The organism is Aeromonas sanarellii (assembly GCF_000820085.1).
In the GTDB taxonomy this organism is placed as follows: Bacteria; Pseudomonadota; Gammaproteobacteria; order Enterobacterales; family Aeromonadaceae; genus Aeromonas; species Aeromonas sanarellii.
The window spans coordinates 24574-48484 of record NZ_CDBN01000045.1 but is presented as its reverse complement, the minus strand read 5'-3'; the positions used below and the strand labels follow the sequence as shown (position 1 = coordinate 48484).

Genomic DNA, 23911 nt, shown 5'->3' with positions numbered 1-23911 from the left:
TCAGTGATCCCGGCCCTCCCTCAGCTTGCGCTCATAGTCCTGACGGACGATGACGAGCGCCGCCAGGGCGAGCTCGGGGGCTATCTGGTTGGTCTCAAGCAGCTCGATCAGATCGACGGCGAGCTGCACCTCGGCGGGGGCGGTTTCCAGTGACATTGTGTTCTCTCGTGGATGGGGGGCGCCATTATAGCGCCGGCGGCCCGTGAAACACGCCCCGGTTGCGGGCTTGCCCTCACAGGTGCTGGCGCATCTCCTTGTCTATCTCCTCGCGCAGGGCCATCAGCTTCCTGGCGTACTGCTGCAACTGCAGATCGCCCTCGCTCACCGGTTGCCACTGGGGGACCCGGGTCGGGTTGCCCTGCTCGTCCATGGCCACGAAGATGATGATGCAGTGGGTGGTCTTGTGGCGCTCGGGGTCGGTGGGGTGGCGGCTGTAGACATCCACCGCCAGGTGCATGCTGGTGGTGCCCGTGTGGATCACCTTGGCGTGCACCTCCACCAGCTGGCCTATCTGGATGGGACGCAGGAAGCGGATCCCCCCCACGTAGACGGTGACGGCATAGCCGCCACACCAGCCGGCGGCGCAGGCGTAGCCCGCCTGATCGATCCACTTCATCACCATGCCGCCATGGACCTTGCCGCCGAAGTTGACGTCGGCGGGCTCGGCCAGGAACTGCAGGGTCAGCTCGCGGGGTGGGGTCATGCGCTCTCCTTGTATCCGGCTCATTGCCGGTAACTCTTGCGATACGCCTCGGCCTGCTGGCAGGGAGGCAGGGTCGAAAAATCGGGCCTCTTGTTGCCCTCGCGCTGGCCGAAGCTGGCGTACTCCTGCTGGCATCGGGTTGCCTTGCCACCCGCCTTGATGCAGGCGTCGATGCGCTGCTGTCTGCCCTGCACGATCAGCTGTTGCTGGGCGTTGGCGCAGGCCCGATCCAGGCCGGCCTGATGGGTTTCCCTGTCCTGCACTGCGGCGAGCAGGCCAGTGGCGAAGGTGCAACCGAGCAGCAGTATGACAATCTTCTTCATGGTTTGTCTCCTTGCGGGGGGCGTCCCGCTATGACCAGGGCAATCCCTCCCAGGATGCCCAGGGACGACAGCAACAAGCGCCATGACCACGACTCATCCAGCCAGACGAGCCCGGCCAGGGCGGCGAGCAGGGGAACCAACAACTGGGCGCTGGCGGCCAGGGTGCGCCCCAGCTGGGGCAGCACCCGATACCAGAGGGCATAGCCCAGGCCGGAGGCGAGCGCCCCCGAGGCCAGGGCGTAGGCGATGGCGGTCGGGCTGGCGTCGAGCCGTCCCAGCAACAGGTAGATCAGGGCCGCGGGCAGGCTGGCCCGCAGGAAGTGGCCGGCGTTGGCGGCGAGGGCGTCGGCAAAGCGCGGGGCGCGCAGGGTATAGCAGGCCCAGGCGATGCCGGCGGCGATCATCAGGATCGCCCCCAGGGGATCGGGGGCCTGGATGCCGGGCAGCAGCAGCACGATCAGCCCTGCCATGGCGATCAGCAGGCCGGCCCACTGGCGAGTGGGAAGCCGCTCGCCACGCAGCAGGGGCGGGGCCAGCATGCTGAGCTGGACGGCGGCGAACAGCAGCAGGGCCCCCGTGCCTGCGGTCAGGGTCAGGTAGGCAAAGGAGAAGGCGGCGCCGTAGGTGACGAGGTAGAGGGCGCCTCCCCAGTCCCCCTGGCGGGGCGGCGGGGGGCGGCGGGCCGCACAGAGCAGGATCAGCACCAGGGCCCCGCTGGTCAGGCGCAGCAGAGTGAACAGCGCCGGATCCATGCGCTCTTCGAACAGCGCCAGACGGCAGAGCACCGAGTTGGCGGCGAACGCCACCAGGGTCAGCAGGGTCAGCAGCAACAGACGGGACGGCGGCATTTATTCACCTTGAGTTCAGTGGCGGCGAACCAGCATGAAACACTATGCAACGAGGAGGGGCTATGAAACAAATACTCGATCAACTGCTGAGCAGCGGCAAGGGCTGGCTCGACGACGGTGGTGACACGCGCAAGGCCCAGATGAAGGGCATGGCCCAGGGCGGGCTGGCCGCCGGGGCCATGGCGCTGCTGCTTGGCAACAAGAAGATGCGCAAGTACGGCACCAAGGTGGCGGCGGTGGGCGGCGCGGCGGCCCTGGGTGGCCTGGCCTACAAGCTCTATCAGGACTGGCAGGCCCAGCAGTCCGCCCCGGCTCAGCCCACCCATCCCCTCGACACCCTGCAGGGCAATGCGCTGGATGCCCGCGCCGCCCTCCTGGTGCGCGCCATGGTGGCGGCGGCCCGGGCCGACGGCCACATCGACGCCGCCGAGCGCCAGAAGATCCAGGCGTACCTGACCGAGCAGGGGGAGCGGGATGCGGCTCGCTGGATCGACGCCGAGCTGGCCCGCCCCCTCGATCCCCACGTCCTGGCGCGGGAGGTGACCGACATGGAGCTGGCGACCGAGGTCTACCTCGCCTCCCTGCTCGCCATCGAGGTGGATCACTTCATGGAGCGCGGTTATCTGGACGAGCTGGCTCGGGCATTGAAGCTCGATGACAACCTCAAGGGCAGCATAGAGCGGCAGGTGGCCCAGCTGAACGGGCCGGGTTGAGCCGCGCCATCGTGTTGACGACCAGGCCCCATCGCGGGGCCTGGTCGTTTTCTGCGGGCGGCTTGCTGGTTGCCGGTGCAAGCCAGTAAGATGCGGGTTCAGGCCAAAGGGTGACGGATGAGACTCTATCATCCCCGCCGGCCCACCATGCAAGGAGCATCAGGTGAACATTCGCAAGGCCAATGAACAGGATATCGACGCCATTCTCGAGCTGAACCGGCAGATAGGAGAGATCCACTTCGAGCAGGCCCCACAGGTGTTTCGCCCCCCATCCCCCGAGGAGCGCACCTTCTTGCTCGACGCCATCGCCGCCGAAGGCCGGCTGTTTTGCGTGGCGGTGGTGGCGGGCAAGGTGGCGGGCTTTCTGACCGCGCGCATCGACATCAACGAGACCATCCCTTTTCTCAGCAAGCAGCCCATTTGCCGCATCAGCACCGTGGTGGTCGATGAGGGGCATCGCTCCCAAGGCATCGGCAAGGCGCTGATCGCCCATTGTGACGGCTGGGGCAAGGCCCGGGGCGCGAGTCAGCTGCGCCTGGAGGTGATGTCGTTCAACACGCGGGCCAAGGCACTTTACGAATCCCTGGGTTTTACCCGCCAGTCGGAGATTTACGCCCGATAAGCCGGGGAGCCGCGCGATGAACAAGGCCCCGCCATGGGGCCTTGTTGCTGTCGCAGGGGCTGCGCTCGTGCTCAGCTCTCCGCCGGCCAGGGGCCGAGCTCGATGCAGTGGCCGCGATAGAGCGGGCGCTCGCTCCCCTTCGCCATCACCAGCAGCTCGCTGCTCTGCTTGAGCTGTTTCCATTCGGTCGGGCTCATCAATCGGCCCGCCATGACCTCCCCGAGGGGGGCCAGGGGCACCAGCTTGGCGGACTCTTTGTCGCGCATCCAGAGCATGGCGTCGGTGGGCAGGCGCAGCGGGCTCGCCTGGTTCTGTTGCAGGCGGATGCTGGACTGGCCCGGCCGCTTGCCCTGATAGGCCACCAGCACGAAGGGGGCTTCCTCATTGGCAGATGACATCATGGCCAGGTAGCGCACCGGCTGGATGGGGGCGGAGGGCCAGGGGAGCAGCGGCTGCAGCCACAGCCCGAGCAGCAGGGAGGCGGCCATGGCGAGCGGCCACCACAGGCGATGGGGCCTGGGTTTGGGAGAGATCCCCTGCTCTATGTTACGCCAGACGCTGCGGGGCAGGGGCGGGGCGGGCTGGGGTTGATGCAGCAGGGGATCCAGATGTTGTTGCCACTGCTCGATCCACTGCCACCAGTCGGGGTCGCGGGCCATCAGCCGGCTCATCCTGCCCTGCACCCGCGGGCTCAGGGTGCCCAGCACATATTCGCCGGCGAGCCGCTCGCGCAGGGCGGGATCCCGGTAGCGTTGGGGGGTCACTGGGTCAGACATAGCTTGAGCTCCTCCAGTCCGCGCCGGATCCAGGACTTGACGGTGCAAAGCGGGGTCTGGGTGTGGGTGACGATCTCCTGGTGGCTCAGGCCGTGGCGATAGGCGAGTACGATGGCGTTGCGCTTGTCGGCACAGAGCCGCCCGAGGCAGTGCTCGAGGGAGAAAGAGGGGGCAAGCCCCTCTGTGTCTCCTGGCCGGGTCTCCTGGCTGGTTCTCTCCTCCCAGGACTCCTCCAGCGGGGTCTCCCCGTGGCGCTTCTTCGCCCGCAGGGCGTCGATGGCCAGATTGCGCATGCACTGGCAGAGCCAGGCCCAGGGGTAGTCGACGGGATGGGCGCCCTGACCGTGCCAGATCTTCAAAAAGCCCTCCTGCAATATGTCCGCGGCCCATTGCCTGTCTTTCAGCAGGCCATAGAGCATGGCGTACAGGGGCTGGCCCGTCAGCTGGTAGAGGGCTTCAAACGCCTGCTTGTCCCTCTGCTTGCTGCGGGCGAGCAGGTGGGCGAGCTGCTGGTTGTCGATGTTCACTCAGACCTCATAGTTGGACGCGGTGCCAGACATGCTTCACGCCATCCCCGCGGCTCTGGCCGGGCTGCTCATCCTTGATCCAGCGATAGAGCGGCTGGCCACGGTAGCTCCACTGATAGCGGCCGTCGTCGCGCAGGACCAGGCCGATCCCGGCGTCTGCGGCCTTGCCGACCCCCGCCTTGACCTGCTCCGCGCTGGCCAATGCGGGCGGCCACTTCTCGGCGCACTCAGCATAACAGGTTGATTTTCCTTGGGCATCCTTGTCGAAGCGGTAGAGGCTGAAGCCCTTGGCATCGACCAGATAGGCCTTGCCGTTCTCCGTCATCCGGGCGATGGGCAGCTGCTCGGCGCCGCTCAGGGGCTGGGTGTCCAGGGCACAGGCCGAGGCGAGGGGCAGGCAGGCGAGGCTGATGAGGAACTTGTTCATGGCGTTCTCCTTGGGTTTGTTGGCGATGGTCTTTGGGTTATGGGAGGTCAGGGTTAACGGGTCCAACCATCCTGGGCGAAGAAGGGCTCGCCCTTGGGGCTGTCGATGAAGTCGAGGAAGCGCTGGGCGCCGGCATCCGCGCCCTGCGCCTTGCTGATCAGCAGGCCGCGATAGACGCGGCGCTCCGGCTCGATCTCGACGAAGTCGGCCTTGTCCTGGTGGTTCAGGGGCCAGTGCACCCAGGTGATCCAGGCATCGGCCTGCTGATTGGTGAAGGCCCGGAAACTGGCGCCGCTGCCCTGCTCGAAGGCGACGATGTTGCGCCTGAGCTTCTGCACATCGGCCAGCTTGCCCTTGCGGCCGGCCACGTCTTCCCAGAGGCCGGTGCCCGAGGTGTTGTAGTTGCCGAGCCCCTCGGTCACCACCACCTTGAGGGGGCGGTTGATCAGATCCTCCACCCCCGTGATCTGCGCCGGGTTGCCCTTCTGCACCGCGATGACGCTGCGGCGCAGGTAGTAGGCGTGGGCGCTCTGGGGGTCGAGGAAGGGGTAGCTTCGCAGGTAGGCGGACATGGATTGCTCGGCCCCGGCGAAGATGAGATCCGCATCCTTGACGGCCCTGTCGCGCCAGCCATGTTCGGGGCCGGCGGTGACCTCGACCGGGATCCCGGTCTCCTGCTGGAAGGCCGCGGCCGCCCGTTTCAGGGCGGTGTCCGGGCCACCGGGGCCATAGAGGCGGATCACGCCGTCGTCGGCCTGATGGACGGGGTCGGTCTGGGCAGACTGGGGGAGGGTGGCGGCCTGCAGCGGCTGGATGAGGGCCGAGCAGAGCAGGGCGAGCCAGAGGGGGTGGGATTTCATCGTGTCTCCTTGATTGAGGTTCAAGCAAGAGACGCAGGAGGGAGGCGATTGGATGCAGCCGAGCAGAAAAAAATCGGGCGCCGTCGAGCCGGGGCAGCCGAAGTCGACGGCGAGCCAGCCTCGCAGGCGGGCTCAGAGGCATGGTGGCTAGCCCTGGCCGGTGCCGAGCTGCTGGTGGATCAGCTCCGCCAGTCTGGCAAGCGCCGCCTCCAGCGCCGGGCTCCAGGGATGGGAGCTGTTCAGGCGCAGGCAGTGGTTGTGCTGGCCCTGGCTCGAAAACAGCGCCCCCGGCGCGAGCGAAAAGCCGCAGGCGAGCGCCTGTGTGTGCAGGGCCCGGCTGTCTAGGCGGTGATCGAACTCCAGCCAGAGGAAGTAGCCGCCATCCGGGGCGCTGATCCTCGCCTCGGGGAAGAGGCGCAGCAGGGCGGCCCGCATCTGCTGCTGGCGCTGGGCCAGGGTATGGCGCAGGCGGCGAAAGTGGGCGTCCACCCCCCCCTGGCGCAGCATGTCGGCGAGCGCGAGCTGGCTCGGCACATTGGTGGAGAGGGTCGATATGAGCTGCAGCCGCTGGATGCGCTCGGCATGGGCCCCTGCCACCACCCAGCCGACCCGAAAGCCCGGCGCCAGACATTTGGAAAACGAGCCGCACAGCAGGCTCTCTCCCCGCGCATCCCAGCACTTGAGGGGGCGGGGGCGCTCGCGGCCAAAGTAGAGCTCGGCGTAGACGTCGTCCTCCACCAGGGGCACCCGGTGTGCGTTGAGCAGTTGCATCAGCGCCTGCTTGTGGCCATCCGGCATGGTATGACCCAGCGGGTGCTGGACGTTGCCCATCATCCAGCACGCCTTGATGGGGCGCTCGGCGAGCGCCTGGGCCAGCAGCGCGAGATCGATGCCGACCCCGGGGCGCACCGGGATCTCCACCACGTTGAGCTTGAGCCGCTCGATGGCCTGCAGGGCGCCGTAGAAGGTGGGTGACTCCACCACCACCCAGTCTCCCGGCTCGGTCAGCACCTGCAGGCTGAGGGAGAGCGCCTCCATGGCGCCGGTGGTGATGATGATCTCTTGGGGGTCGACCGCCAGGCCGTCGTCCGCGTAGCGGCGGGCGATGGCCCGGCGCAGGATCTCGTTGCCGGGGGGGAGGTCCGCCACCGTGCTGAAGGGATCGAGCCGGCGCATGCAGCTCCCCAGGGCCCGGCCGAGCTGGGGGTGGGGGAAGAGGGCGGGATCCGCCACCGCCATGCCCAGCGGCACCAGCTCCCGTGACTTGCTCGCCTGCAGCACCTCGAACACCAGATCGTTGATGTCCACAGATCCGCTGTAGCGGGCCTGCCGGGGGGCGCTGATGCGCTGGGGGGAGGCGGCGGCCTTGACGTAGTAGCCGGACTGGGGCCGGGCCAGCACCAGGCCGCGGCTCTCCAGCAGCTGATAGGCCTGCAGCACCGTCATGGGGCTCAGGTTGTGGGTCTTGCAGCTCTGGCGGATGGAGGGGATGCGCTCCCCCGCTCGCCAGACGCCGCTCTCTATCTGTTGCTGCAGCTGATCTGCCAGTTGGCCGTAGCGGGACATGGTGGGCTCAAACTGTTATAGGTGGATTTCACTATAACTGCATCTGTTATAGGTGTCATGGCGCGTGTTGTACTGAACGGGCGAAAACCTGCCTGTTAAATGCAACATAGAGAGTCATGCATGATAAGCCTGGATGATGTGGTCAGCCTCTCCCGAATACAGTTCGGCGCGACGGCGATGTTCCACTTTCTGTTTGTGCCCCTCACCCTGGGGCTGTCCTGGATCCTGGTGATCGCCGAGTCGGCCTACGTGATGACCGGCAAGGTGATCTACAAGGACATCACCCGCTTCTGGGGCAAGCTGTTCGGCATCAACTTCGTGATGGGGGTGACCACCGGGATCACCCTGGAGTTCCAGTTCGGCACCAACTGGGCCTACTACTCCCACTACGTCGGCGACATCTTCGGCACCCCGCTGGCGGTGGAGGGGCTGATGGCCTTCTTCCTCGAATCCACCCTGGTGGGCCTCTTCTTCTTCGGCTGGGACAAGCTCTCCCGGGGTCAGCACCTGCTGGTGACCGCGCTGGTGGCGCTCGGTTCCAACCTCTCCGCGCTCTGGATCCTCATCGCCAACGGCTGGATGCAGAACCCGGTCGGCGCCGAGTTCAACCCCATGACGATGCGCATGGAGCTGACCGACGTGGCGGCGGTGATCTTCAACCCGGTGGCCCAGGTCAAGTTCGTGCACACGGTGGCGGCGGGCTACGTGGCCGCCTCCCTGTTCGTGATGGGGGTGAGCAGCTGGTATCTGCTGCGCCGCATGGAGGTGCGCTTCGCCCTGCGATCCTTCGCCATCGCCTCGGGCTTCGGCCTCGCCGCCATCCTCTCGGTCATCGTGCTCGGGGACGAGTCGGGCTATCGCACCGGCGAGGTGCAGAAGGTGAAGCTCGCCGCCATCGAGGCGGAGTGGCACACCGAGCCTGCCCCTGCCTCCTTCACCCTGTTCGGCCTGCCGGATCAGAGCGCCGAGACCACCCACGCCGCGGTCAAGATCCCCTATCTGATGGGCATCATCGCCACCCGCTCCCTGGATGAGCAGGTGACCGGCCTCAAGGATCTGAAAGCGCAGCACGAGAAACGCATCCGCAGCGGCATGCTGGCGTACGACGCCCTGGAGGCGCTGCGCTCAGACGGGAGCAATGCCGAGGCCAGGGCCACCTTCGAGCGCCACCGCGCCGATCTCGGCTACGGCCTGCTGCTGACCCCCCATGCCAAGGAGATTGGCAAGGCGGACGAGGCGGCCATCGCCAAGGCTGTCGATGACTCCATTCCCCAGGTGGCGCCGCTGTTCTGGAGCTTCCGGCTGATGGTGGGCATAGGGGTGGTGTTGCTGGCGCTCTTTGCCGCCGCCTTCCTGCAACTGTGCCGGGGCCGGCTGGTGCAATCGACCCGACTGCTCAAGGCCTTGTTCTGGAGCATACCGCTGCCCTGGATTGCCATCGAGGCGGGCTGGTTCGTGGCCGAGTTCGGTCGCCAGCCCTGGACCATCAGCGAGGTGCTGCCGGTCTCGGCCTCCGTCTCCCTGCTGCAACCGGGCCAGCTCTGGTTCAGCCTGATCGCCATCTTCCTCATCTACAGCACGCTGCTGGTGGTGGAGCTGTTCTTGTTGCGTCACGTGATCCGCAAAGGGCCCGCCAGCCTGCAGACGGGTCGTTATCAAGGTGAAGTGTTGAAAAACGGGAGTCCCGTCTGATGGATTACGAAACCCTGAAACTCGTCTGGTGGGGGCTGGTACTCTTCCTGCTCATCGGCTTCGTGGTGATGGATGGCTTCGATCTCGGGGTCGGCATGCTGTTGCCCGTGGTGGCCAAGGACGATGAGGAGCGGCGGGTGCTGCTCAACAGCGTGGGCCCGGTGTGGGAGGGCAACCAGGTGTGGCTCATCGCCGGTGCCGGCACCCTGTTCGCCGCCTGGCCCCTGGTCTATGCCGCCTCCTTCTCGGCGCTCTACGTGCCCTTCATGTTCCTGCTGTTCGGCCTCTTCCTGCGCCCGGTCGGTTTTGACTATCGCAGCAAGCTGCCGGATCCCCAGTGGCGCCGCTGGTGGGACCGGGCCCTGGTGGTTGGCGCCCTGCTGCCGACCCTGGTGTTTGGCGCGACCCTCGGCTTCTTGCTGCAAGGCTTGCCGTTTCGCTTCGACTCGGCCCTTCGCATCCACTATGGTGCCTTCGAGTTCAACTGGCCCCTGCTCTTCACCTGCATGGGCACGGCGCTGGCCCTGCTGATGCTCCACGGCGCCAGCTTCCTGCAGTGCAAGACTCAAGGGGTAATAGCGGCGCGCTGCGCCCGCCACAGCCGCTGGCTCGGCCCCCTGGCAAGCGCCCTGTTTGCCCTCGGCGGCTTCTGGCTCAGCCAGATGCGCGGCTACCAGATAGCCGAGATGGGGGATCTCAACAGCGCCCTGACCCCCCTGATGAAGCAGGTGACGACGGCGCCGGATGGCTGGTTTGGCAACTTCATGGCGCACCCCGTGCTCTGGACCGTGCCGGCCCTTGGCCTCTTGCTGCCGCTCTTGAGCGCGCTGGCAAGCGCCCTTGGCTGGGCGCGGCTGGCCATAGTCGCCAGCGGCGGTGCCTGCGCCGCCATGATGTTGACCATCGCCATCGCCCTGTTCCCCTTCGTGCTGCCCTCGTCCCTGGATCCGTCGAGCAGCCTGACCCTGTGGGACGGCACCTCCAGCGAGCGTACCCTGCTTATCATGCTGGGCATCGTCGGCGTGCTGATGCCCATCAACATCGGTTACACCCTCTGGGTCTACTGGGTGGCGCGGGGCAAGATGAGCACCGAGCAGGTACGCGAACACGGCCATAGCCTCTACTGACACGGGAATTGAGGAGTCTTCGATATGTGGTATTTCACCTGGATACTGGGGCTGGGGTTTGCGCTGCTGTGCGGCCTGGTCAATCTGCTCTGGCTGGAGGCGCGCTGGGCCGCGGATGAGGATCTCAAGGAGTCTTGAGCCGCGCCATCTTGCCAATGAAAAAGGCCGACACTGGGTGTCGGCCTTCTCGTTCTTTTGCGTGGCGGATCAGATTGCCGGCGCCAGTCTGGCTTCGCGCTTCTCGCTGGCATGGGTCAGGCCATAGGCCAGCAGCACTATGAGGGCGCCGATCCAGGGGGTGTGCATCAACCCCAGGTGCTCCACCACGAAGCCGCCTACCACGGAGCCGAGCGCTATGCCGACGTTGAAGGCGGCGATGTTGAGGCCGGAGGCCACGTCCACGGCGTTCGGGGTGTGCTGCTCGGCCTGTTTCACCACCAGCACCTGCAGGCCGGGCACGTTGCCGAAGGCGAAGGCGCCCCACACCAGCACGGTGAGCACCGCCAGCACCGGATGGGGCGCGGTGAAGGTGAGCATCAGCAGCACCAGGGCGAGACCGGCAAACAGCAGCTTGAGGGCGGGCAGCGGGCCCATCTTGTCCGCGAGCTTGCCGCCCCAGATGTTGCCGACCGCCACGGAGACGCCGTAGACCAGCAGGATCAGGCTCACCGCGTTGGCATCGAAGCCGCTCACCTGCTGCAGGATGGGGGCGAGGAAGGTAAAGGCCGTGAAGGCACCGCCGTAACCCAGCGCCGTCTTGGCATAGACCAGCAGCAAGGGCTTCCTGGTCAGCACGGCGAGCTGCTCACTCAGGCTGGCGGAAGCCCCCTTGGGCAGGTTGCCCGGGATCAGCAGCAGGCTGCCGGCCATGGCGATGACCCCGAGTGCGCTCACCACCAGGAAGGTCTCGCGCCAGCCGAACTGCTGGCCAATCCAGGTGCCGAGCGGTACGCCGGTCACCAGCGCCACGGTCAGGCCGCTGAACATGATGGCGATGGCGCTCGCCGCCTTCTCCTTGGGCACCAGGCCGGTGGCTATGGTGCTGCCCACCGAGAAGAAGACCCCGTGGGCCAGACCGGTCAGCACCCGGGCGACGATCAGGCTCTCATAGCCGGGGGCCTGCCAGGCAAGCAGGTTGCCGGCGGTGAAGAGCGCCATCAGCCCCACCAGCAGCCACTTGCGCGGCACCTTGCCGGTGAGCGCCGTCAGCACGGGAGCGCCGATGGCGACCCCCAAGGCATAGAGGCTGACCAACAGGCCCGCCGAGGGCAGCGAGACGTGCAGTTGGTCGGCGATGGTGGGGATGAGCCCCACGATCACGAATTCGGTGGTGCCGATCGCAAAGGCACTCAGGGTGAGGGCAAACAACGCCAGTGGCATAACAACTCCTTGGATAGTGGCTCCCGACGGGAGAATGGCGCCAGTATGCCGATGGGCTTTGTTGGTAAAAATGATGGTAACGTCAAATTACTTTTGTGTAATCAGCAGCAATGGTTCCATAGCAGGAGGAGTGGCTGAGGCAACGTGGCAAAAGCTGGTCGTAGCGTGCGAGGTGGGTGCAGAGACAAGGCGCACGGCGGCAACCCGTGCAGAGCGAGCCGGGACAAAGAGGAAAGAGGTAAGAGTTAAGGAGTAAAGGGTTGAGGGAAGGCTCTGGGGGAGAGCTTGGACGGCCGTGGCGCGATGTTGGAGACAAAAAAGCGGGAGGCATTGTGCCTCCCGCTGGTGCCGAAGAATGTCATTGAGCCTTATTTGCTCCCTTCTCCCCTTGCGGGAGAAGGGTTGGGGATGAGGGGGATCAATCCCAATTCGGTGCAAAGTCCGGGTTGGCGCAGCGCTCGCCTCTGTCCAGGGTGGCGATGGCCGCCATTTCCTCGGCGCTGAGTTGCACCTTGAGGGCGGCCAGGTTGGCGGCGAGGTTCTCCCGCTTGGTGGAGCTCGGGATCACCGTCATGCCCTGGGCCAGCAGCCAGGCCAGCGACACCTGAGCCGCCGAGACACCGTGGCGCTTGCCGATCTCCATCAGGAGCGGCTCGGCGAGCACCTTGCCATAGGCCAGCGGCATATAGGCGGTGATGGCGATGCCCTGCTCCTGGCAGAATTTCACCACCTTGCGGTTTTGCAGCAGGGGGTGGATCTCCACCTGCTGGTGGGTGATGGCGCCCGGCCCCAGGATCTCGATAGCCTGCTTGAGCTGGGCCACGGTGAAGTTAGAGACCCCGATCTCCCGGGTCAGGCCTTGTGCCTTGGCCTCGGCGAGCTGCTCCAGATAGACCGCCATCGGCACCTCATCCTGGGGGGAGGGCCAGTGAATGAGCGCCAGGTCCAGATAGTCGGTGCGCAGTTTTTCCAGGCTCAGCTCCAGGCTCGGGATCACCTTGCCCGGACCGAACTCGCTGGTCCACACCTTGGTGGTCAGGTAGATATCCTGGCGGGGGACGCCGCTTTCGCTCATCAGCTGGCCCACTTCGGCCTCGTTGTCATAGATCTGGGCGGTATCGATATGGCGATAGCCGAGCGCCAGCCCCTGGAGCAGGGAGTCACGCAGGGGCTGATCTTTCAGGCGGAAGGTTCCAAGACCCAGGTTGGGCATCTTCATCATTATTCAATTCCTCAGGTTATTGTTTTTTACGCTCAATCTTGTGCCAACCCGGCCCGCGCCTATGGCGGACAGGGGAGGGGCCGCAGGGACATCAGACGCGCCGGTAGCGGCTCACGACCCGGCTGGCAAACCAGGGGGAGGCCAGGCTGGCAAAGGCGATAAAGTGGAGCTGCTGCTGGTGGACGAGCAGGGCGGCCTCGCTCTCCCACTCCTCGTGCAGCATCCAGCCGTGGGGGCTCTCCAGGCTCTGGTGCAACTGGTAGCGCAGACATCCCGGCTCTTGCAGGGTAGCCGCAATCAAGGGGTCCAAGGCGGCGCGAAACCGGTCAGAAAATTCGGGTTTGGCGTCAAGCTGGGCAATCACGATCACGGGGAACGGCATCTGAACCTCCTTGCAATTTCGGGGGCCAGTATGCCCGCCGCAGACTGGGGGATACAGGGCAGCAGTTGCAAAACACTATTGAGGTGAGTGCAGCAATGGGAGAGAGAAGAGACCGGCGGGCAGCCGGCGCCGGGGAAAGGTTCAAATGTAAAGCAGAGAGCAGGGTGGGCTGGGGTGCCCACCTCTCGCCATCAGGCCGCCGGTTCGGACCAGACCGCAAACTCATTGCCGCTGGGCTCGACAAAGTGGAAGCGGCGGCCCCCAGGGAAATCAAACAGCGGGCGGTTGATGATGCCGCCATGGTGCTGCACCTTGGCCTGGGTTGCCTCGATATCGGCGCTGTAGAACACCAGCAGGGCCCCGCCCTGGGCGCTCTGGCTGCACAGATCGGCGCGGTAGAAGCCACCGTCCAGCCCTTCTCCCTCGAAGGCGCAGTAGTCGGGGCCGTAGTCGGCGAACTGCCAGCCAAAGGCAGCGGTGAAGAAGGCCTGGGTGGCGGCGAGATCCCTGGCCGCAAACTCCACATAATTCAGTTTTTCATGGGCTTTCATAAGGTACCGCTCCCTGCTGATAAGTGAGGCCGGGTGTCATCTATCTGGGCTGCCAGCGTTTTTGCGTGCGGATCGTGGAGTGGGGCAAGGCGTCCCAGGGCGTCAGCTTGAGCTGCTTGCGCCGAAACCAGAGCCAGGTCGCCATCAGCAGACCGAACCCTATGCCGAACAGGGCGCTCTGGCGCAGGGCGAAGGTCGGGCTCACCTCATCCTGCCAGCCGAGGTACCACATCAACACCCCCCAGATGGCACCTGTCGGCAGACCAAAGGCAAGCAGGTTGACCATAAAACGTTCATAGTGGGGCGGTCTTAGCCGCAGGCCCAGCCTGCGCAGCAGTCTGAGCAAGGGGGGATTGTAGTTGGCGTGCCACACGCCTTTGCTTTCAAGCTCCTGGTGGGCTGCCCCCAACCGCTCTGCGAAGTTCATGATGTTCATCCTTGCGATGGTTTGGCGCCATACGATGCCAATTTTCGGCATTGTAACCACAAGGCCGGGAGCAAAACAGGCGGTTGCTCACGTTATGCGGACGGCAAGATCCGTCTCTGGTGACACCTGCCTTGCCAACTCCAGGCCATTTCGCCTATAAAGGCCCATTACTCTTGCCAGGATGACAACAATGAAGACCCATTCCGATGAACTGACCCTGTTTGTGGCCGTGGTGGAGGCGGGCAGCTTTCGCCAGGCGGCGGAGAACCTCGGCATGGACAATTCGGTGGTGAGCCGCGGCATCAAGCGCCTCGAAGAGAAGCTCGCCACCGTGCTGCTCAATCGCACTACCCGCCGGGTCAGTCTGACCGAGGAGGGGAGCTGGTTCTATCAACGGGCGGTGAAGATCCTGACCGAGATGAGCGAGGCGGAGGGGCTGCTGCTGATGCGCCGGGAGCAGCCGGAGGGCGTGCTGCGGGTCGATGCCGCCACCCCCTTCATCCTGCACCGACTGGTGCCCATCATCGGCGAGTTTCGCCGCCGTTACCCCGGTATCGAGCTGCAACTGCACAGCTCCGAGGGTTTTATCAACCTGATGGAGCGGCGGGTGGACATGGCCATTCGCATCGGCGAGCTGACCGACTCCTCCCTGCGGGCCCTGCCGCTCGGGCGTTCCAAGCTGCGGCTGCTGGCCTCGCCCGGCTATCTGGCGGCGCGCGGCACCCCGCGCCAGCCGGCGGATCTGCTGGCGGATCACGAGCTGCTCGGCTTTTTGCACCCCGATCACCTGAACCACTGGCCGCTGCTCAGCAGCGAACAGGGGGACCGCTTCGCCATCACCCCGACGCTCAGGGCCAGCAGCGGCGAGACATTGCGTCAGCTGGCGCTGGCGGGGCAGGGGATCGTCTGCCTGTCGGACTTCATGACGGGGGATGATCGGGCGAGCGGCGCCCTGGTGGAGGTGCTTGCCCGCAGCAACAGCGGTGCCTCGCGCCCCATCAATGCGGTCTTCTATTCCGATGCCCAGCGGGACATCCGGCTGCGGGTCTGGCTCGATTTTCTGAAGGAGCAGCTCGGCGCCGAGGCGTTATAGAGGGCATGCCGACAGTTCCAACCCCCTCCACGAGGGGGAGGGGTCATTTTTTTCCCCCCCTTGGCAAGGGGAGGGCTGGGGTCGGGGGCGGTCAGAACAATCGCGCTTGCCAATAAGAAAGAGGCCGACATCGCTGTCGGCCTCTTCAGTTTTTTCATCTCAAGGATGCACCGGTTGCCCGATCAATCCTCCTCGGCCCAGCGGCGTGAGCGTTCCACCGCCTTTTTCCAGCCGTTGTAACGCTTGGCGCGATCGTCGCGGTCCATCTGCGGGATGAACTCGCGGTCCACGCTGAACTTGTCTTCCAGCTCTTCCGAGCTCTTCCAGAAGCCGACGGCCAGGCCAGCCAGGAAGGCGGCGCCCATGGCGGTGGTCTCGATACGGGTCGGACGCACCACGGGGGTGTGCATCATGTCGGCCTGGAACTGCATCAGGAAGTCGTTGGCCACGGCGCCGCCGTCCACCTTGAGGGCCGCCAGCTTGATGCCGGAGTCCTGCTGCATGGCATCCAGCACGTCGCGGCTCTGGTAGGCGATGGATTCCAGCGCCGCACGGATGATGTGGTTGCGGTTCGCGCCCCGGGTCAGGCCGACCATGGTGCCGCGAGCATACGGATCCCAGTAGGGGGCACCCAGACCGACGAAGGCCGGTACCAGGTAGACGCCGTTGGTGTCGCCCACCTTGGAGGCGAAGTAGTCGGTGTCGCGGGCATCGTGGATGATCTTGAGCTCGTCACGCAGCCACTGGATGGTGGCGCCGCCCATAAACACGGCACCCTCGAGGGCATAATTCACTTCCCCTTTCGGACCGATGGCAACCGTGGTCAGCAGGCCGTTGCTGGAGCGAACCGGCTCGGTGCCGGTGTTCATCAGCATGAAGCAGCCGGTGCCGTAGGTGTTCTTGGCCATGCCCTTCTCGAAGCAGAGCTGACCGAACAGGGCAGACTGCTGGTCACCGGCGATGCCGGCGATGGGGATGCGGGCGCCGCCACCACGGGTGGTGTAGCCATACACCTCGGAGGAGGGCTTCACTTCCGGCAGCATGGACATGGGGATGCCCAGCTCGTCCAGCATGCGCTGATCCCACTTCAGATCGCGGATGTTGTAGAGCATGGTGCGCGACGCGTTGGTCGGGTCGGTGACGTGCACCTCGCCGTTGGTCATCTTCCACACCAGCCAGGTGTCGATGGTGCCGAACAGCAGCTCGCCGTTCATCGCCTTCTCGCGGGCTCCTTCCACGTTGTCCAGGATCCACTTCACCTTGGTGCCGGAGAAGTAGGCGTCCAGCACCAGGCCGGTGTTCTCGCGCACATACTCTTCCAGGCCGCGGGCCTTGAGCTCCTCGCAGATGGCGGCGGTGCGGCGGCACTGCCATACGATGGCATTGTAGATGGGCTTGCCGGTGGCCTTTTCCCAGACGACTGTGGTCTCACGCTGGTTGGTGATGCCGATGGCGGCGATCTGCTCGCTGTGCAGGCCGCTCTTGGCCAGCACCTCGGTGAAGACGGAGGACTGGGTCGCCCAGATCTCCATGGGGTCGTGCTCAACCCAGCCCGCCTTGGGGTAGTGCTGGGTGAATTCGCGCTGGGAGGTCGCGACTATGTTGGCATCCTGATCGAAGACGATGGCACGGGAGGAGGTGGTTCCTTGATCCAGCGCGACGACATATTTCTTTTCAGCAGACATGATGTTCTCCACGTTCTTATTTTCCACGTTGGGGGGACCGCTCTCAGGCGGCGGCCTCTTCTTTATTGGACAGCTTGGCGGCGTCGATGGTGGCGACGCGGTTGCCCGGGACGCAGGGAGCCAGCACTTTCACATAGAGGGCGGTACCAAGCTGGGCGCCGACGATGGGGCCGAGGATGGGAACCCAGAAGTAGGGGTTGTCACGACCGCCGGTCAGGGCCACGTCACCCCAGCCTGCGACGAAGGCGAACAGCTTGGGACCAAAATCACGGGCCGGGTTCATGGCAAAGCCGGTCAAGGGGCCGAGGGAGGCGCCGATCACCGCGATCAGGATACCGATCAGCAGGGCGGCGGCGAAGCCCTTGGGGGCGCCGTTGTTGTTGTCACCCAGCGCCATGATGCCCAGCATCAGCACGGCGGTGATCACCAGCTCGACCGCGAACGCCTGCATGTTGGAGAGCAGGGCATTGGGGTAGGTGGAGAAGATGCCGGCGGTGCCGAGGCTCTCGACGCTGCCGCGCACCACGTTGTGGGTCAGCTCCCACTGGGTGAACAGGTTGCTGTAGAGGGCGTAGACCAGGGCGGCGGAGGCGAAGGCCCCGGCTATCTGGGCGATGATGAAGGGCACCACCTTGCGCTTGTCGAAGCCGCAGAAGGTCATCAGGGCCAGGGTCACGGCAGGGTTGAGGTGGGCACCGGAGATGCCACCGGTCACATAGATGGCGATGGCGACACCCAGGCCCCAGGTAATGGAGATTTCCCATTGCCCGAAGTTGGCGCCAGCCAGCACCAGGGCGGCCACGCAGCCGACGCCGAAGAAGATCAGCAGGCCGGTGCCGATAAACTCGGCGAGGCACTCGCCAAGCAGGGTATTGGGTCTTTGTATGCTCATAGTTGTTATTCCTTATATCCACCCACAGTAGGTTTGATGTTCCGTTTCGTTATCTTGCATTCCCATTTATTGCGTCCGAAAACGTTTCTTCTTGTTGTTTGAGTCTGCGCAAACGTTATGCTCGTTTGCGCTCGTTCTTGGACGAGTGAGAAAATAAACCTTCTGTGCCAATTCACCAGACCCCCGCCACCGGAAATGTGGGCAAGATCCCATTCATTGCTAAGAAAATGTGACGAAAAGCAACTCTCAGGGTCTTAAATACTCCTTAGTGGGTATCCTAAACCCTTGTTCCACGCGGTCTGGCCGTCGATGCGCGATCACTCACGGGGTGATTTATTTTGTAATAAAACTGCAATAATTCCGTCTGCATCACAGATTAAATGTTCACAAATGAGCACAATCAGCTCGCTTGCGAATCAGGACTCATCTGGTCGCCAGCTTGACCGGGGCACCCTCAACCGCCCATGACAACAATAAAAGGAAGCAGAACATGCTTAGTCTCTTCAGGCCTGCACCCCATATCGACAGGCTACCGGCCGACAAGATAGATCCCTTCTACAAGCGCCTGCGCTGGCAGGTGTTCTTCGGGATCTTCTTCGGCTATGCCGGCTACTACCTGGTACGGAAAAACTTCAGCCTAGCGATGCCCTACCTCATCGAGCAGGGTTTCTCCCGCGGCGATCTGGGTCTGGCCCTCTCCGGGGTCTCCATCGCCTACGGCCTCTCCAAGTTCCTGATGGGGAACGTGTCGGACAGATCCAACGCCCGTTACTTCCTCTCCGCCGGCCTGCTGCTGTCGGCCGGCATCATGTTTATGATGGGCACCATGCACTGGGCCACCTCCAGCATCGCCATCATGTTCGTGCTGCTGTTCCTGAACGGCTGGGCACAGGGCATGGGCTGGCCGCCCTGCGGCCGCACCATGGTGCACTGGTGGTCACAGAAGGAGCGGGGGGAGATCGTCTCGGTCTGGAACGTGGCCCACAACGTGGGCGGCGGCATGATAGGCCCGCTGTTCATCCTCGGCATGGGCTGGTTCAACGACTGGCGCAGCGCCTTCTACGTGCCGGCGGCGGCGGCGGCGGCCATCGCGGTGATCGCCTTCTTCGTGATGCGCGACACCCCGCAATCGGTCGGTCTACCCCCCATCGAGGAGTACAAGAACGACTATCCGAAGGATTACAACGAGAGCCACGAGCAGGAGTTCTCCGCCAAGGAGATCTTCATGAAGTACGTGCTGCACAACAAGCTGCTCTGGTACATCGCCATCGCCAATGCCTTCGTCTATCTCATCCGTTACGGCGTGCTGGACTGGGCGCCCACCTACCTGAAAGAGGCGAAGGATTTCAGCGTGGATCACTCCTCCTGGGCCTACTTCCTCTATGAGTGGGCGGGGATCCCGGGCACCCTGCTGTGCGGCTGGATCTCGGACAAGATGTTCAAGGGCCGCCGCGCCCCGGCCGGCATCCTGTTCATGGTGCTGGTGACCCTGGCGGTGCTGGTCTACTGGTTCAACCCGGCGGGCAACCCGACCATCGACATGATGGCCCTGGTCGCCATCGGCTTCCTCATCTACGGCCCCGTCATGCTGATCGGCCTCTACGCCCTGGAGCTTGCGCCGAAGAAGGCGGCCGGCACAGCGGCGGGTTTCACCGGGCTGTTCGGTTATCTGGGCGGCGCGGTCGCGGCCAACGCCATGCTGGGCTATACCGTCGACCACTTCGGCTGGGACGGTGGCTTCATGGTGCTGACCATCTCCTGCGTGCTCTCCATCGTGCTGCTGGCCATGACCCTCAAGCACGAGAACATCTCGATCGCGCACAAGGCCGCTGCCGATAAGGCATAAAACGTGATCCTGCCCTTATCGATTGGAAAAGGGATAGGGTACACTGCCAAAGGCCCCGCACCTGCCGGGGCCTTTTTTCGTCTCATCTGCGGAGTGCAAGCGTGAAGCAAACCCAACGACATCTGGAGATCCTGGACGTCCTGACCCGGCAGGGTTTCGTCTCGACCGACGATCTGGTGACCCATTTTGACGTCAGCCCCCAGACCATTCGCCGGGATCTGAACGATCTCGCCGAACAGAACAAGATCCGGCGCCATCACGGCGGGGCCTCATTGCATTCGAGCACCGTCAACACCGCCTACAGCGCCCGCAAGGTGATGCAGCTCAAGGAGAAGGAGCGCATCGCCCGGGAGGTGGCCGCCAACATCCCCGACGGTTCGTCCCTCTTCATCGACATCGGCACCACCACCGAGGCCATCGCCCGTGCCCTGCTGGATCACCGGGAGCTGCGCATCGTCACCAACAACCTGAACGTGGCCAGCATCCTCACCGCCAAGGATGACTTCACCGTCATCATCGCCGGGGGCGAGATCCGCAACCGGGATGGCGGCATCGTGGGGGAGGCGACCCGCGACTTCATCGGCCAGTTCCGCATGGACTACGGCGTCATCGGTATCTCGGGCATCGACAGCGACGGCTCATTGCTCGATTTCGACTACCACGAGGTGAAGATCGCCCAGGCCATCATCGCCCATTCCCGCCAGGTGTTCCTGGCCGCCGACCACACCAAGTTCGGCCGCAACGCCATGGTCAACCTCGGCAACCTCAGCCAGATCCACGCCCTGTTCACGGATCAGGAGCCGCCGGAGAAGCTGATGCGCCTGATGTCCCAGCATCAGATCGCCTGCCATATCTGCTGATATTTCCACTGCTCTAGCATCAGGCCGCCCTGTGGCGGCCGCTTTTCTTTCTGCACACCCCGGTCTGCGGCGTCTCCTTTAGAGCGCCAAAGAGGCCAGTTCCAGGCGCTGAATTCCATACCTTGAGCCCCCTGGCTCTGCACCAGCACATCTGGAGCCAGTTCCCCCGACACCAGGCGCTTGACCCAGACGCCCGGTGGCATGCCCCATGAGGGCTTTCACGCCATCGCGTCCATCGCCTTGCCTCGTGCACGTTCCCTCCCATCCGGGACCCTTTGCCCGCCTCCCTGCCCGGGACTGGTGTTTCCGGTAACCCGTCCGGCTTGCCAGACCGTCACCGACTGGCAGCATTTTTAGCATTGTGAAAACAATCGCGATCACATTTCTCTCACGAAATGTTCGTTTATTGGTTTTTCATGTTCTAATATGAGCGAAATCAAACATTGCTGTCATGGCAAACACAAAATAAGAAAGTAGGTGAACATGAGCGAACATTATGATCTGGTCGTCGTCGGCGGCGGCATCAACGGGGTCGGCATCGCGGCAGATGCGGCGGGGCGGGGGCTGAAGGTGGCGCTGTTCGAGGCGAGCGATCTCGCCTCTGCCACCTCGTCCAACTCCAGCAAGCTGATCCACGGCGGCCTGCGCTATCTCGAACATTACGAATTCCGGCTGGTGAAAGAGGCGCTGGCGGAGCGGGAGGTGCTGCTCGGCATGGCACCCCACATCGCCCGTCCCATGCGTTTTCGCCTGCCCCATCGGCCGCACCTGCGCCCGGCCTGGATGATCCGTGCCGGCCTCTTTCTCTATGACAACCTGGCCAAGCGCGACAAGCTCAAGGGGAGCTGCGGTCTGCGCTTCCTGCCGCAGGACGGTCTCAAGAGCGGTATCCACAAGGGCTTTGAATACTCGGACGCCTGGGTCGACGACGCCCGCCTGGTGGTGCTCAATGCCATGCTGGCGCGGGACAAAGGCGCCGATGTGCAGACCCGCACCCGCTGCGTCAAGGCGGTGCGCGGCTCCAAGCACTGGACCCTGACGCTCGAGCGGGAAGGGGGCGAGCAGTTCACCGTCAGCTGCCGCGGTCTGGTCAATGCGGCGGGCCCCTGGGTCAAGACCTTCTATGACGAGAGCCTGCACGAGAAGTCCCCCCGCGGCATTCGCCTCATCAAGGGGAGCCACATGATAGTGCCGCGCATCCACGAGCGCGAAGAGGCCTACATACTGCAAAACGAGGACAACCGCATCGTCTTCGTCATCCCCTATCAGCAGGATTACTCCCTCATCGGCACCACGGACGTGGAGCACAAGGGGAGCCCGCGGGAGGCGAAGATCAGCAGCGCCGAGATCGACTACCTGTGCAAGGTGGTCAACGCCCACTTCACCAGGCAGATAAGCCCGGCCGACGTGGTCTGGACCTACGCCGGGGTGCGCCCCCTGTGTGACGACGAATCCGATTCGCCTCAGGCGGTGACCCGGGACTACACCCTCGAGCTCAGTGGCGAGTCCGACGGGGCGCCGCTCCTGTCGGTGTTTGGCGGCAAGCTCACCACCTACCGCAAGCTGGCCCAGGCCGCCTGCAACAAGCTCAAGCCCTGGTTCAGCCAGATGGGAGAGGACTGGACCGCCTCCTGCCGGTTGCCCGGTGGCGAGTTCGACTGCTCGGTGCGCGAACTGGCGCGCGCCTTTGCGCTGGAGTTCGACTGGCTCGATGATCGCAGCGCCCTGCGCATCGCCGAGGCCTATGGCGCCCATGCCCGCCTCTGGCTGAAGGAGGAGCGCGGTCAGCACTTTGGCGCCGGGCTGTATGAGGCGGAAGTGCGCTACCTTATCGAGCGGGAGTGGGCCTGCAGCCTGGAAGACATCCTGTGGCGCCGCAGCAAGCTGGGGCTGCGCCTGTCCGAATCCGAACAGCAGCAGCTCGGCGCCTGGCTGCTCGAACACCACCACGCCCTGCCCAAGGCCAGCTGATGACAACGGCGGGCGGCCTTTGCCGTCCGCCGTCAAACTGCAATAAACCTCTGCTATAACAATCACCTACACCAAATAAACAATAACAAAGAGAACCCTTGATGAAACAAACTCACCGTACCCTGGTGGCCCTTGGCCTCGGGGCCGCCTTGGCGCTGCCCGCGCTGGCCTCTGACGAAGGCAAAATCGTCATCGCCCACCGTGGCGCCTCCGGCTACCTGCCGGAACACACCCTGGAATCCAAGGCCCTGGCCTATGGCATGGGCGCCGACTATCTGGAGCAGGATCTGGTGATGACCAAGGATGACCAGCTGGTGGTGATGCACGATCACTTCCTCGACGGCATCACGGATGTGGCCGAGCGCTTCCCCGGCCGGGCCCGCCCGGATGGTCGTTACTATGTGGTGGATTTCACCCTGGACGAGGTGCGCTCCCTGCGCATGACCGAGCCGTTCCAGCTGGTGGACGGCAAGCAGGTGCCCGTCTATCCGGCGCGCTTCCCGCTCTGGAAGTCCAGCTTCAAGATCCATACCTTCCAGGAAGAGATCGAGATGATCCAGGGGCTCAACAAGAGCACCGGCAAGAACATCGGTATCTACCCGGAGATAAAAGCCCCCTGGTTGTTCCGCCACGAGGGCAAGGACATCTCCAGGGCGGTGCTGAAGGTACTGAAGGAGTACGGCTACACCGGCAAGAACGACAAGGTCTATCTGCAGTGTTTCGATGCCAACGAGCTCAAGCGCATCAACGGCGAGCTGATGCCCGCCATGGGCATGGATCTCAAGCTGGTGCAGCTGATGGCCGAGACCGACTGGAACGAAACCATGGTCTACGACGCCAAGGGCAAGGCGACTCCCTACGACTACGACTGGATGTTCAAGCCGGGGGCCATGAAGACCATCGCTACCTATGCCGAGGGGATAGGTCCCTGGAAACCCATGGTGGTGACCGAGCCGGGTACTCCTGGCAAGCCTGTCTTCACCGGCATGGTGAAAGAGGCCCACGCGGCCGGCCTCAAGGTGCATCCTTATACATTCCGTCAGGATGAGGGGCAGATCCCTGCCTATGCGAAAGACTTCACCGATCTGCTCAACATCTTCCTCTACCAGGCCGATGTGGATGGGGTGTTCAGCGACTTCCCCGACAAGGCGGTCGAGGCTATCAAGGCCCACGGCAAATAATAAAAGAAGAGCAACACGGGAACGCAAGCGGGGCCAGGTGCCCCGCTTTTTTTTTGTGCCCGGTGTCATCGCCGGGATGAGGGGCGGTGAGAGGGGGCAGAGAGGGAGAATGTTGAAAATGGATGGGTGTAATTAAATATTTACAATTTGGCGCTTCTCAGGCCCCGCGAGTCGCTACTTTTGAGTTGTCTCACCCTGCATCCTTGGTCATTTATCCATCTATCAGCGTGAAGAGAC

Annotated in this window: 26 protein-coding genes; 10 read left to right on the top strand and 16 right to left on the bottom strand. The window is 64.1% G+C overall.

Translation table 11 applies throughout. From position 1 onward, the window contains the following. From rsmS to BN1132_RS09505, 4 genes are all read right to left on the bottom strand, one after another. Positions 1 to 156, bottom strand: coding sequence for a pleiotropic regulatory protein RsmS (gene rsmS / locus BN1132_RS19555; RefSeq protein ID WP_084202766.1), 156 nt, complete (start codon positions 154 to 156; stop codon positions 1 to 3). A 76-nt stretch (positions 157 to 232) separates the two neighbouring features. Then, the gene (locus tag BN1132_RS09515; protein ID WP_042077068.1) at positions 233 to 703 is read right to left on the bottom strand and encodes an acyl-CoA thioesterase; all 471 of its coding nucleotides are present in this window, start codon (positions 701 to 703) and stop codon (positions 233 to 235) included. Between the two features lie 20 nt (positions 704 to 723). Next, positions 724 to 1026 (bottom strand): hypothetical protein, encoded by a 303-nt coding sequence (locus BN1132_RS09510; RefSeq protein WP_042077067.1) that lies wholly within the window; start codon positions 1024 to 1026, stop codon positions 724 to 726. Continuing rightward, on the bottom strand, positions 1023 to 1874 hold the full coding sequence (locus BN1132_RS09505) for a DMT family transporter (protein ID WP_042077065.1): 852 nt from the start codon (positions 1872 to 1874) through the stop codon (positions 1023 to 1025). The genes BN1132_RS09510 and BN1132_RS09505 overlap by 4 nt, the downstream gene beginning before the upstream one ends. A 62-nt stretch (positions 1875 to 1936) precedes the next feature. On the opposite strand from BN1132_RS09505, the gene BN1132_RS09500 reads away from it, so the two are divergent. Both BN1132_RS09500 and BN1132_RS09495 read left to right on the top strand, forming a co-directional pair. Then, on the top strand, positions 1937 to 2587 hold the full coding sequence (locus BN1132_RS09500; RefSeq protein WP_042077064.1) for a tellurite resistance TerB family protein: 651 nt from the start codon (positions 1937 to 1939) through the stop codon (positions 2585 to 2587). A 163-nt stretch (positions 2588 to 2750) separates the two neighbouring features. After that, the gene (locus tag BN1132_RS09495) at positions 2751 to 3209 is read left to right on the top strand and encodes a GNAT family N-acetyltransferase (RefSeq protein ID WP_042077063.1); all 459 of its coding nucleotides are present in this window, start codon (positions 2751 to 2753) and stop codon (positions 3207 to 3209) included. Between the two features lie 71 nt (positions 3210 to 3280). Here BN1132_RS09495 and BN1132_RS09490 read toward each other — a convergent pair whose 3' ends face one another. The 5 genes from BN1132_RS09490 to BN1132_RS09465 all read right to left on the bottom strand — a co-directional run bounded on the left by BN1132_RS09490 (position 3281) and on the right by BN1132_RS09465 (position 7365). Then, entirely contained in the window at positions 3281 to 3985 is a 705-nt protein-coding gene (locus BN1132_RS09490; protein WP_042077061.1) for a hypothetical protein, read from the bottom strand. After that, complete coding sequence (locus BN1132_RS09485; protein WP_042077059.1) at positions 3970 to 4512, bottom strand: RNA polymerase sigma factor; 543 nt, start codon at positions 4510 to 4512, stop codon at positions 3970 to 3972. The genes BN1132_RS09490 and BN1132_RS09485 overlap by 16 nt, the downstream gene beginning before the upstream one ends. A gap of 7 nt (positions 4513 to 4519) precedes the next feature. Then, positions 4520 to 4939 carry a COG4315 family predicted lipoprotein gene (locus BN1132_RS09480; protein WP_052447014.1) on the bottom strand — a complete coding sequence of 140 codons (420 nt, stop codon included), beginning with the start codon at positions 4937 to 4939 and terminating at the stop codon, positions 4520 to 4522. Between the two features lie 53 nt (positions 4940 to 4992). Then, positions 4993 to 5799 carry a substrate-binding domain-containing protein gene (locus BN1132_RS09470; protein ID WP_042077056.1) on the bottom strand — a complete coding sequence of 269 codons (807 nt, stop codon included), beginning with the start codon at positions 5797 to 5799 and terminating at the stop codon, positions 4993 to 4995. Between the two features lie 147 nt (positions 5800 to 5946). Beyond that, positions 5947 to 7365 (bottom strand): aminotransferase-like domain-containing protein, encoded by a 1419-nt coding sequence (locus BN1132_RS09465; RefSeq protein ID WP_042077055.1) that lies wholly within the window; start codon positions 7363 to 7365, stop codon positions 5947 to 5949. A 120-nt stretch (positions 7366 to 7485) separates the two neighbouring features. Here BN1132_RS09465 and BN1132_RS09460 point away from each other — a divergent pair, with 120 nt between their 5' ends. The 3 genes from BN1132_RS09460 to cydX are packed head-to-tail and all read left to right on the top strand — an operon-like array spanning position 7486 to position 10322. Beyond that, positions 7486 to 9057, top strand: a complete 1572-nt coding sequence (locus BN1132_RS09460) for a cytochrome ubiquinol oxidase subunit I (protein ID WP_042077053.1) — start codon at positions 7486 to 7488, stop codon at positions 9055 to 9057. Further along, positions 9057 to 10184 (top strand): cytochrome d ubiquinol oxidase subunit II, encoded by a 1128-nt coding sequence (gene cydB / locus BN1132_RS09455; protein WP_042077052.1) that lies wholly within the window; start codon positions 9057 to 9059, stop codon positions 10182 to 10184. Before BN1132_RS09460 ends, cydB begins: the two co-directional genes overlap by 1 nt. Before the next feature lie 24 nt (positions 10185 to 10208). Further along, positions 10209 to 10322 (top strand): cytochrome bd-I oxidase subunit CydX, encoded by a 114-nt coding sequence (gene cydX, locus BN1132_RS09450; protein WP_005310033.1) that lies wholly within the window; start codon positions 10209 to 10211, stop codon positions 10320 to 10322. Between the two features lie 69 nt (positions 10323 to 10391). Here the strand turns inward: cydX and BN1132_RS09445 are convergent, their stop codons facing one another. The 5 genes from BN1132_RS09445 to BN1132_RS09425 form a co-directional block, all read right to left on the bottom strand. Continuing rightward, positions 10392 to 11564: an MFS transporter gene (locus BN1132_RS09445; protein WP_042077050.1), complete on the bottom strand. Its 1173-nt coding sequence runs from the start codon at positions 11562 to 11564 to the stop codon at positions 10392 to 10394. A 418-nt stretch (positions 11565 to 11982) separates the two neighbouring features. Then, positions 11983 to 12786, bottom strand: a complete 804-nt coding sequence (gene dkgB / locus BN1132_RS09440) for a 2,5-didehydrogluconate reductase DkgB (protein ID WP_042077049.1) — start codon at positions 12784 to 12786, stop codon at positions 11983 to 11985. 91 nt (positions 12787 to 12877) lie between these two features. Continuing rightward, a complete protein-coding gene (locus BN1132_RS09435; RefSeq protein WP_042077048.1) occupies positions 12878 to 13168 on the bottom strand; it encodes a putative quinol monooxygenase in 291 nt (96 codons plus the stop codon). A 191-nt stretch (positions 13169 to 13359) separates the two neighbouring features. Further along, positions 13360 to 13719, bottom strand: coding sequence for a VOC family protein (locus tag BN1132_RS09430; RefSeq protein ID WP_042077047.1), 360 nt, complete (start codon positions 13717 to 13719; stop codon positions 13360 to 13362). 40 nt (positions 13720 to 13759) lie between these two features. Further along, positions 13760 to 14146, bottom strand: coding sequence for a DUF6404 family protein (locus BN1132_RS09425; RefSeq protein ID WP_042077045.1), 387 nt, complete (start codon positions 14144 to 14146; stop codon positions 13760 to 13762). 190 nt (positions 14147 to 14336) lie between these two features. On the opposite strand from BN1132_RS09425, the gene BN1132_RS09420 reads away from it, so the two are divergent. Then, entirely contained in the window at positions 14337 to 15239 is a 903-nt protein-coding gene (locus BN1132_RS09420) for a LysR family transcriptional regulator (RefSeq protein WP_042077044.1), read from the top strand. A gap of 182 nt (positions 15240 to 15421) precedes the next feature. Here the strand turns inward: BN1132_RS09420 and glpK are convergent, their stop codons facing one another. Together glpK and BN1132_RS09410 are read right to left on the bottom strand one after the other, a co-directional pair. Beyond that, complete coding sequence (gene glpK / locus BN1132_RS09415; RefSeq protein WP_042077080.1) at positions 15422 to 16924, bottom strand: glycerol kinase GlpK; 1503 nt, start codon at positions 16922 to 16924, stop codon at positions 15422 to 15424. A 43-nt stretch (positions 16925 to 16967) separates the two neighbouring features. Next, positions 16968 to 17816 (bottom strand): MIP/aquaporin family protein, encoded by an 849-nt coding sequence (locus tag BN1132_RS09410; RefSeq protein WP_042077042.1) that lies wholly within the window; start codon positions 17814 to 17816, stop codon positions 16968 to 16970. 490 nt (positions 17817 to 18306) lie between these two features. Here BN1132_RS09410 and glpT point away from each other — a divergent pair, with 490 nt between their 5' ends. The 4 genes from glpT (at position 18307) to glpQ (ending at position 23674) form a co-directional block, all read left to right on the top strand. Further along, the gene (glpT, locus tag BN1132_RS09405; protein ID WP_042077040.1) at positions 18307 to 19662 is read left to right on the top strand and encodes a glycerol-3-phosphate transporter; all 1356 of its coding nucleotides are present in this window, start codon (positions 18307 to 18309) and stop codon (positions 19660 to 19662) included. 101 nt (positions 19663 to 19763) lie between these two features. Continuing rightward, on the top strand, positions 19764 to 20522 hold the full coding sequence (locus tag BN1132_RS09400) for a DeoR/GlpR family transcriptional regulator (RefSeq protein WP_042077039.1): 759 nt from the start codon (positions 19764 to 19766) through the stop codon (positions 20520 to 20522). A 483-nt stretch (positions 20523 to 21005) separates the two neighbouring features. After that, positions 21006 to 22493: a glycerol-3-phosphate dehydrogenase gene (gene glpD / locus BN1132_RS09390; RefSeq protein WP_042077036.1), complete on the top strand. Its 1488-nt coding sequence runs from the start codon at positions 21006 to 21008 to the stop codon at positions 22491 to 22493. Positions 22494 to 22594: 101 nt separating this feature from the next. Continuing rightward, a complete protein-coding gene (gene glpQ, locus BN1132_RS09385; protein ID WP_042077034.1) occupies positions 22595 to 23674 on the top strand; it encodes a glycerophosphodiester phosphodiesterase in 1080 nt (359 codons plus the stop codon). Positions 23675 to 23911: the final 237 nt, after the last annotated feature.

Excerpts from the sequence above, each read along its gene's own strand:
- BN1132_RS09425 (WP_042077045.1), bottom strand. The coding sequence starts at position 14,146 with ATGAACTTCGCAGAGCGGTTGGGGGCAGCCCACCAGGAGCTTGAAAGC.
- BN1132_RS09515 (WP_042077068.1), bottom strand. The coding sequence starts at position 703 with ATGACCCCACCCCGCGAGCTGACCCTGCAGTTCCTGGCCGAGCCCGCC.
- BN1132_RS09490 (WP_042077061.1), bottom strand. The coding sequence starts at position 3,985 with ATGTCTGACCCAGTGACCCCCCAACGCTACCGGGATCCCGCCCTGCGC.
- BN1132_RS09410 (WP_042077042.1), bottom strand. The coding sequence starts at position 17,816 with ATGAGCATACAAAGACCCAATACCCTGCTTGGCGAGTGCCTCGCCGAG.
- BN1132_RS09470 (WP_042077056.1), bottom strand. The coding sequence starts at position 5,799 with ATGAAATCCCACCCCCTCTGGCTCGCCCTGCTCTGCTCGGCCCTCATC.
- cydX (WP_005310033.1), top strand. The coding sequence starts at position 10,209 with ATGTGGTATTTCACCTGGATACTGGGGCTGGGGTTTGCGCTGCTGTGC.
- dkgB (WP_042077049.1), bottom strand. The coding sequence starts at position 12,786 with ATGATGAAGATGCCCAACCTGGGTCTTGGAACCTTCCGCCTGAAAGAT.
- BN1132_RS09505 (WP_042077065.1), bottom strand. The coding sequence starts at position 1,874 with ATGCCGCCGTCCCGTCTGTTGCTGCTGACCCTGCTGACCCTGGTGGCG.
- BN1132_RS09500 (WP_042077064.1), top strand. The coding sequence starts at position 1,937 with ATGAAACAAATACTCGATCAACTGCTGAGCAGCGGCAAGGGCTGGCTC.
- glpQ (WP_042077034.1), top strand. The coding sequence starts at position 22,595 with ATGAAACAAACTCACCGTACCCTGGTGGCCCTTGGCCTCGGGGCCGCC.
- rsmS (WP_084202766.1), bottom strand. The coding sequence starts at position 156 with ATGTCACTGGAAACCGCCCCCGCCGAGGTGCAGCTCGCCGTCGATCTG.
- BN1132_RS09445 (WP_042077050.1), bottom strand. The coding sequence starts at position 11,564 with ATGCCACTGGCGTTGTTTGCCCTCACCCTGAGTGCCTTTGCGATCGGC.
- glpK (WP_042077080.1), bottom strand. The coding sequence starts at position 16,924 with ATGTCTGCTGAAAAGAAATATGTCGTCGCGCTGGATCAAGGAACCACC.
- BN1132_RS09430 (WP_042077047.1), bottom strand. The coding sequence starts at position 13,719 with ATGAAAGCCCATGAAAAACTGAATTATGTGGAGTTTGCGGCCAGGGAT.
- BN1132_RS09460 (WP_042077053.1), top strand. The coding sequence starts at position 7,486 with ATGATAAGCCTGGATGATGTGGTCAGCCTCTCCCGAATACAGTTCGGC.
- glpD (WP_042077036.1), top strand. The coding sequence starts at position 21,006 with ATGAGCGAACATTATGATCTGGTCGTCGTCGGCGGCGGCATCAACGGG.
- cydB (WP_042077052.1), top strand. The coding sequence starts at position 9,057 with ATGGATTACGAAACCCTGAAACTCGTCTGGTGGGGGCTGGTACTCTTC.
- BN1132_RS09420 (WP_042077044.1), top strand. The coding sequence starts at position 14,337 with ATGAAGACCCATTCCGATGAACTGACCCTGTTTGTGGCCGTGGTGGAG.
- BN1132_RS09480 (WP_052447014.1), bottom strand. The coding sequence starts at position 4,939 with ATGAACAAGTTCCTCATCAGCCTCGCCTGCCTGCCCCTCGCCTCGGCC.
- BN1132_RS09465 (WP_042077055.1), bottom strand. The coding sequence starts at position 7,365 with ATGTCCCGCTACGGCCAACTGGCAGATCAGCTGCAGCAACAGATAGAG.
- BN1132_RS09435 (WP_042077048.1), bottom strand. The coding sequence starts at position 13,168 with ATGCCGTTCCCCGTGATCGTGATTGCCCAGCTTGACGCCAAACCCGAA.
- glpT (WP_042077040.1), top strand. The coding sequence starts at position 18,307 with ATGCTTAGTCTCTTCAGGCCTGCACCCCATATCGACAGGCTACCGGCC.
- BN1132_RS09510 (WP_042077067.1), bottom strand. The coding sequence starts at position 1,026 with ATGAAGAAGATTGTCATACTGCTGCTCGGTTGCACCTTCGCCACTGGC.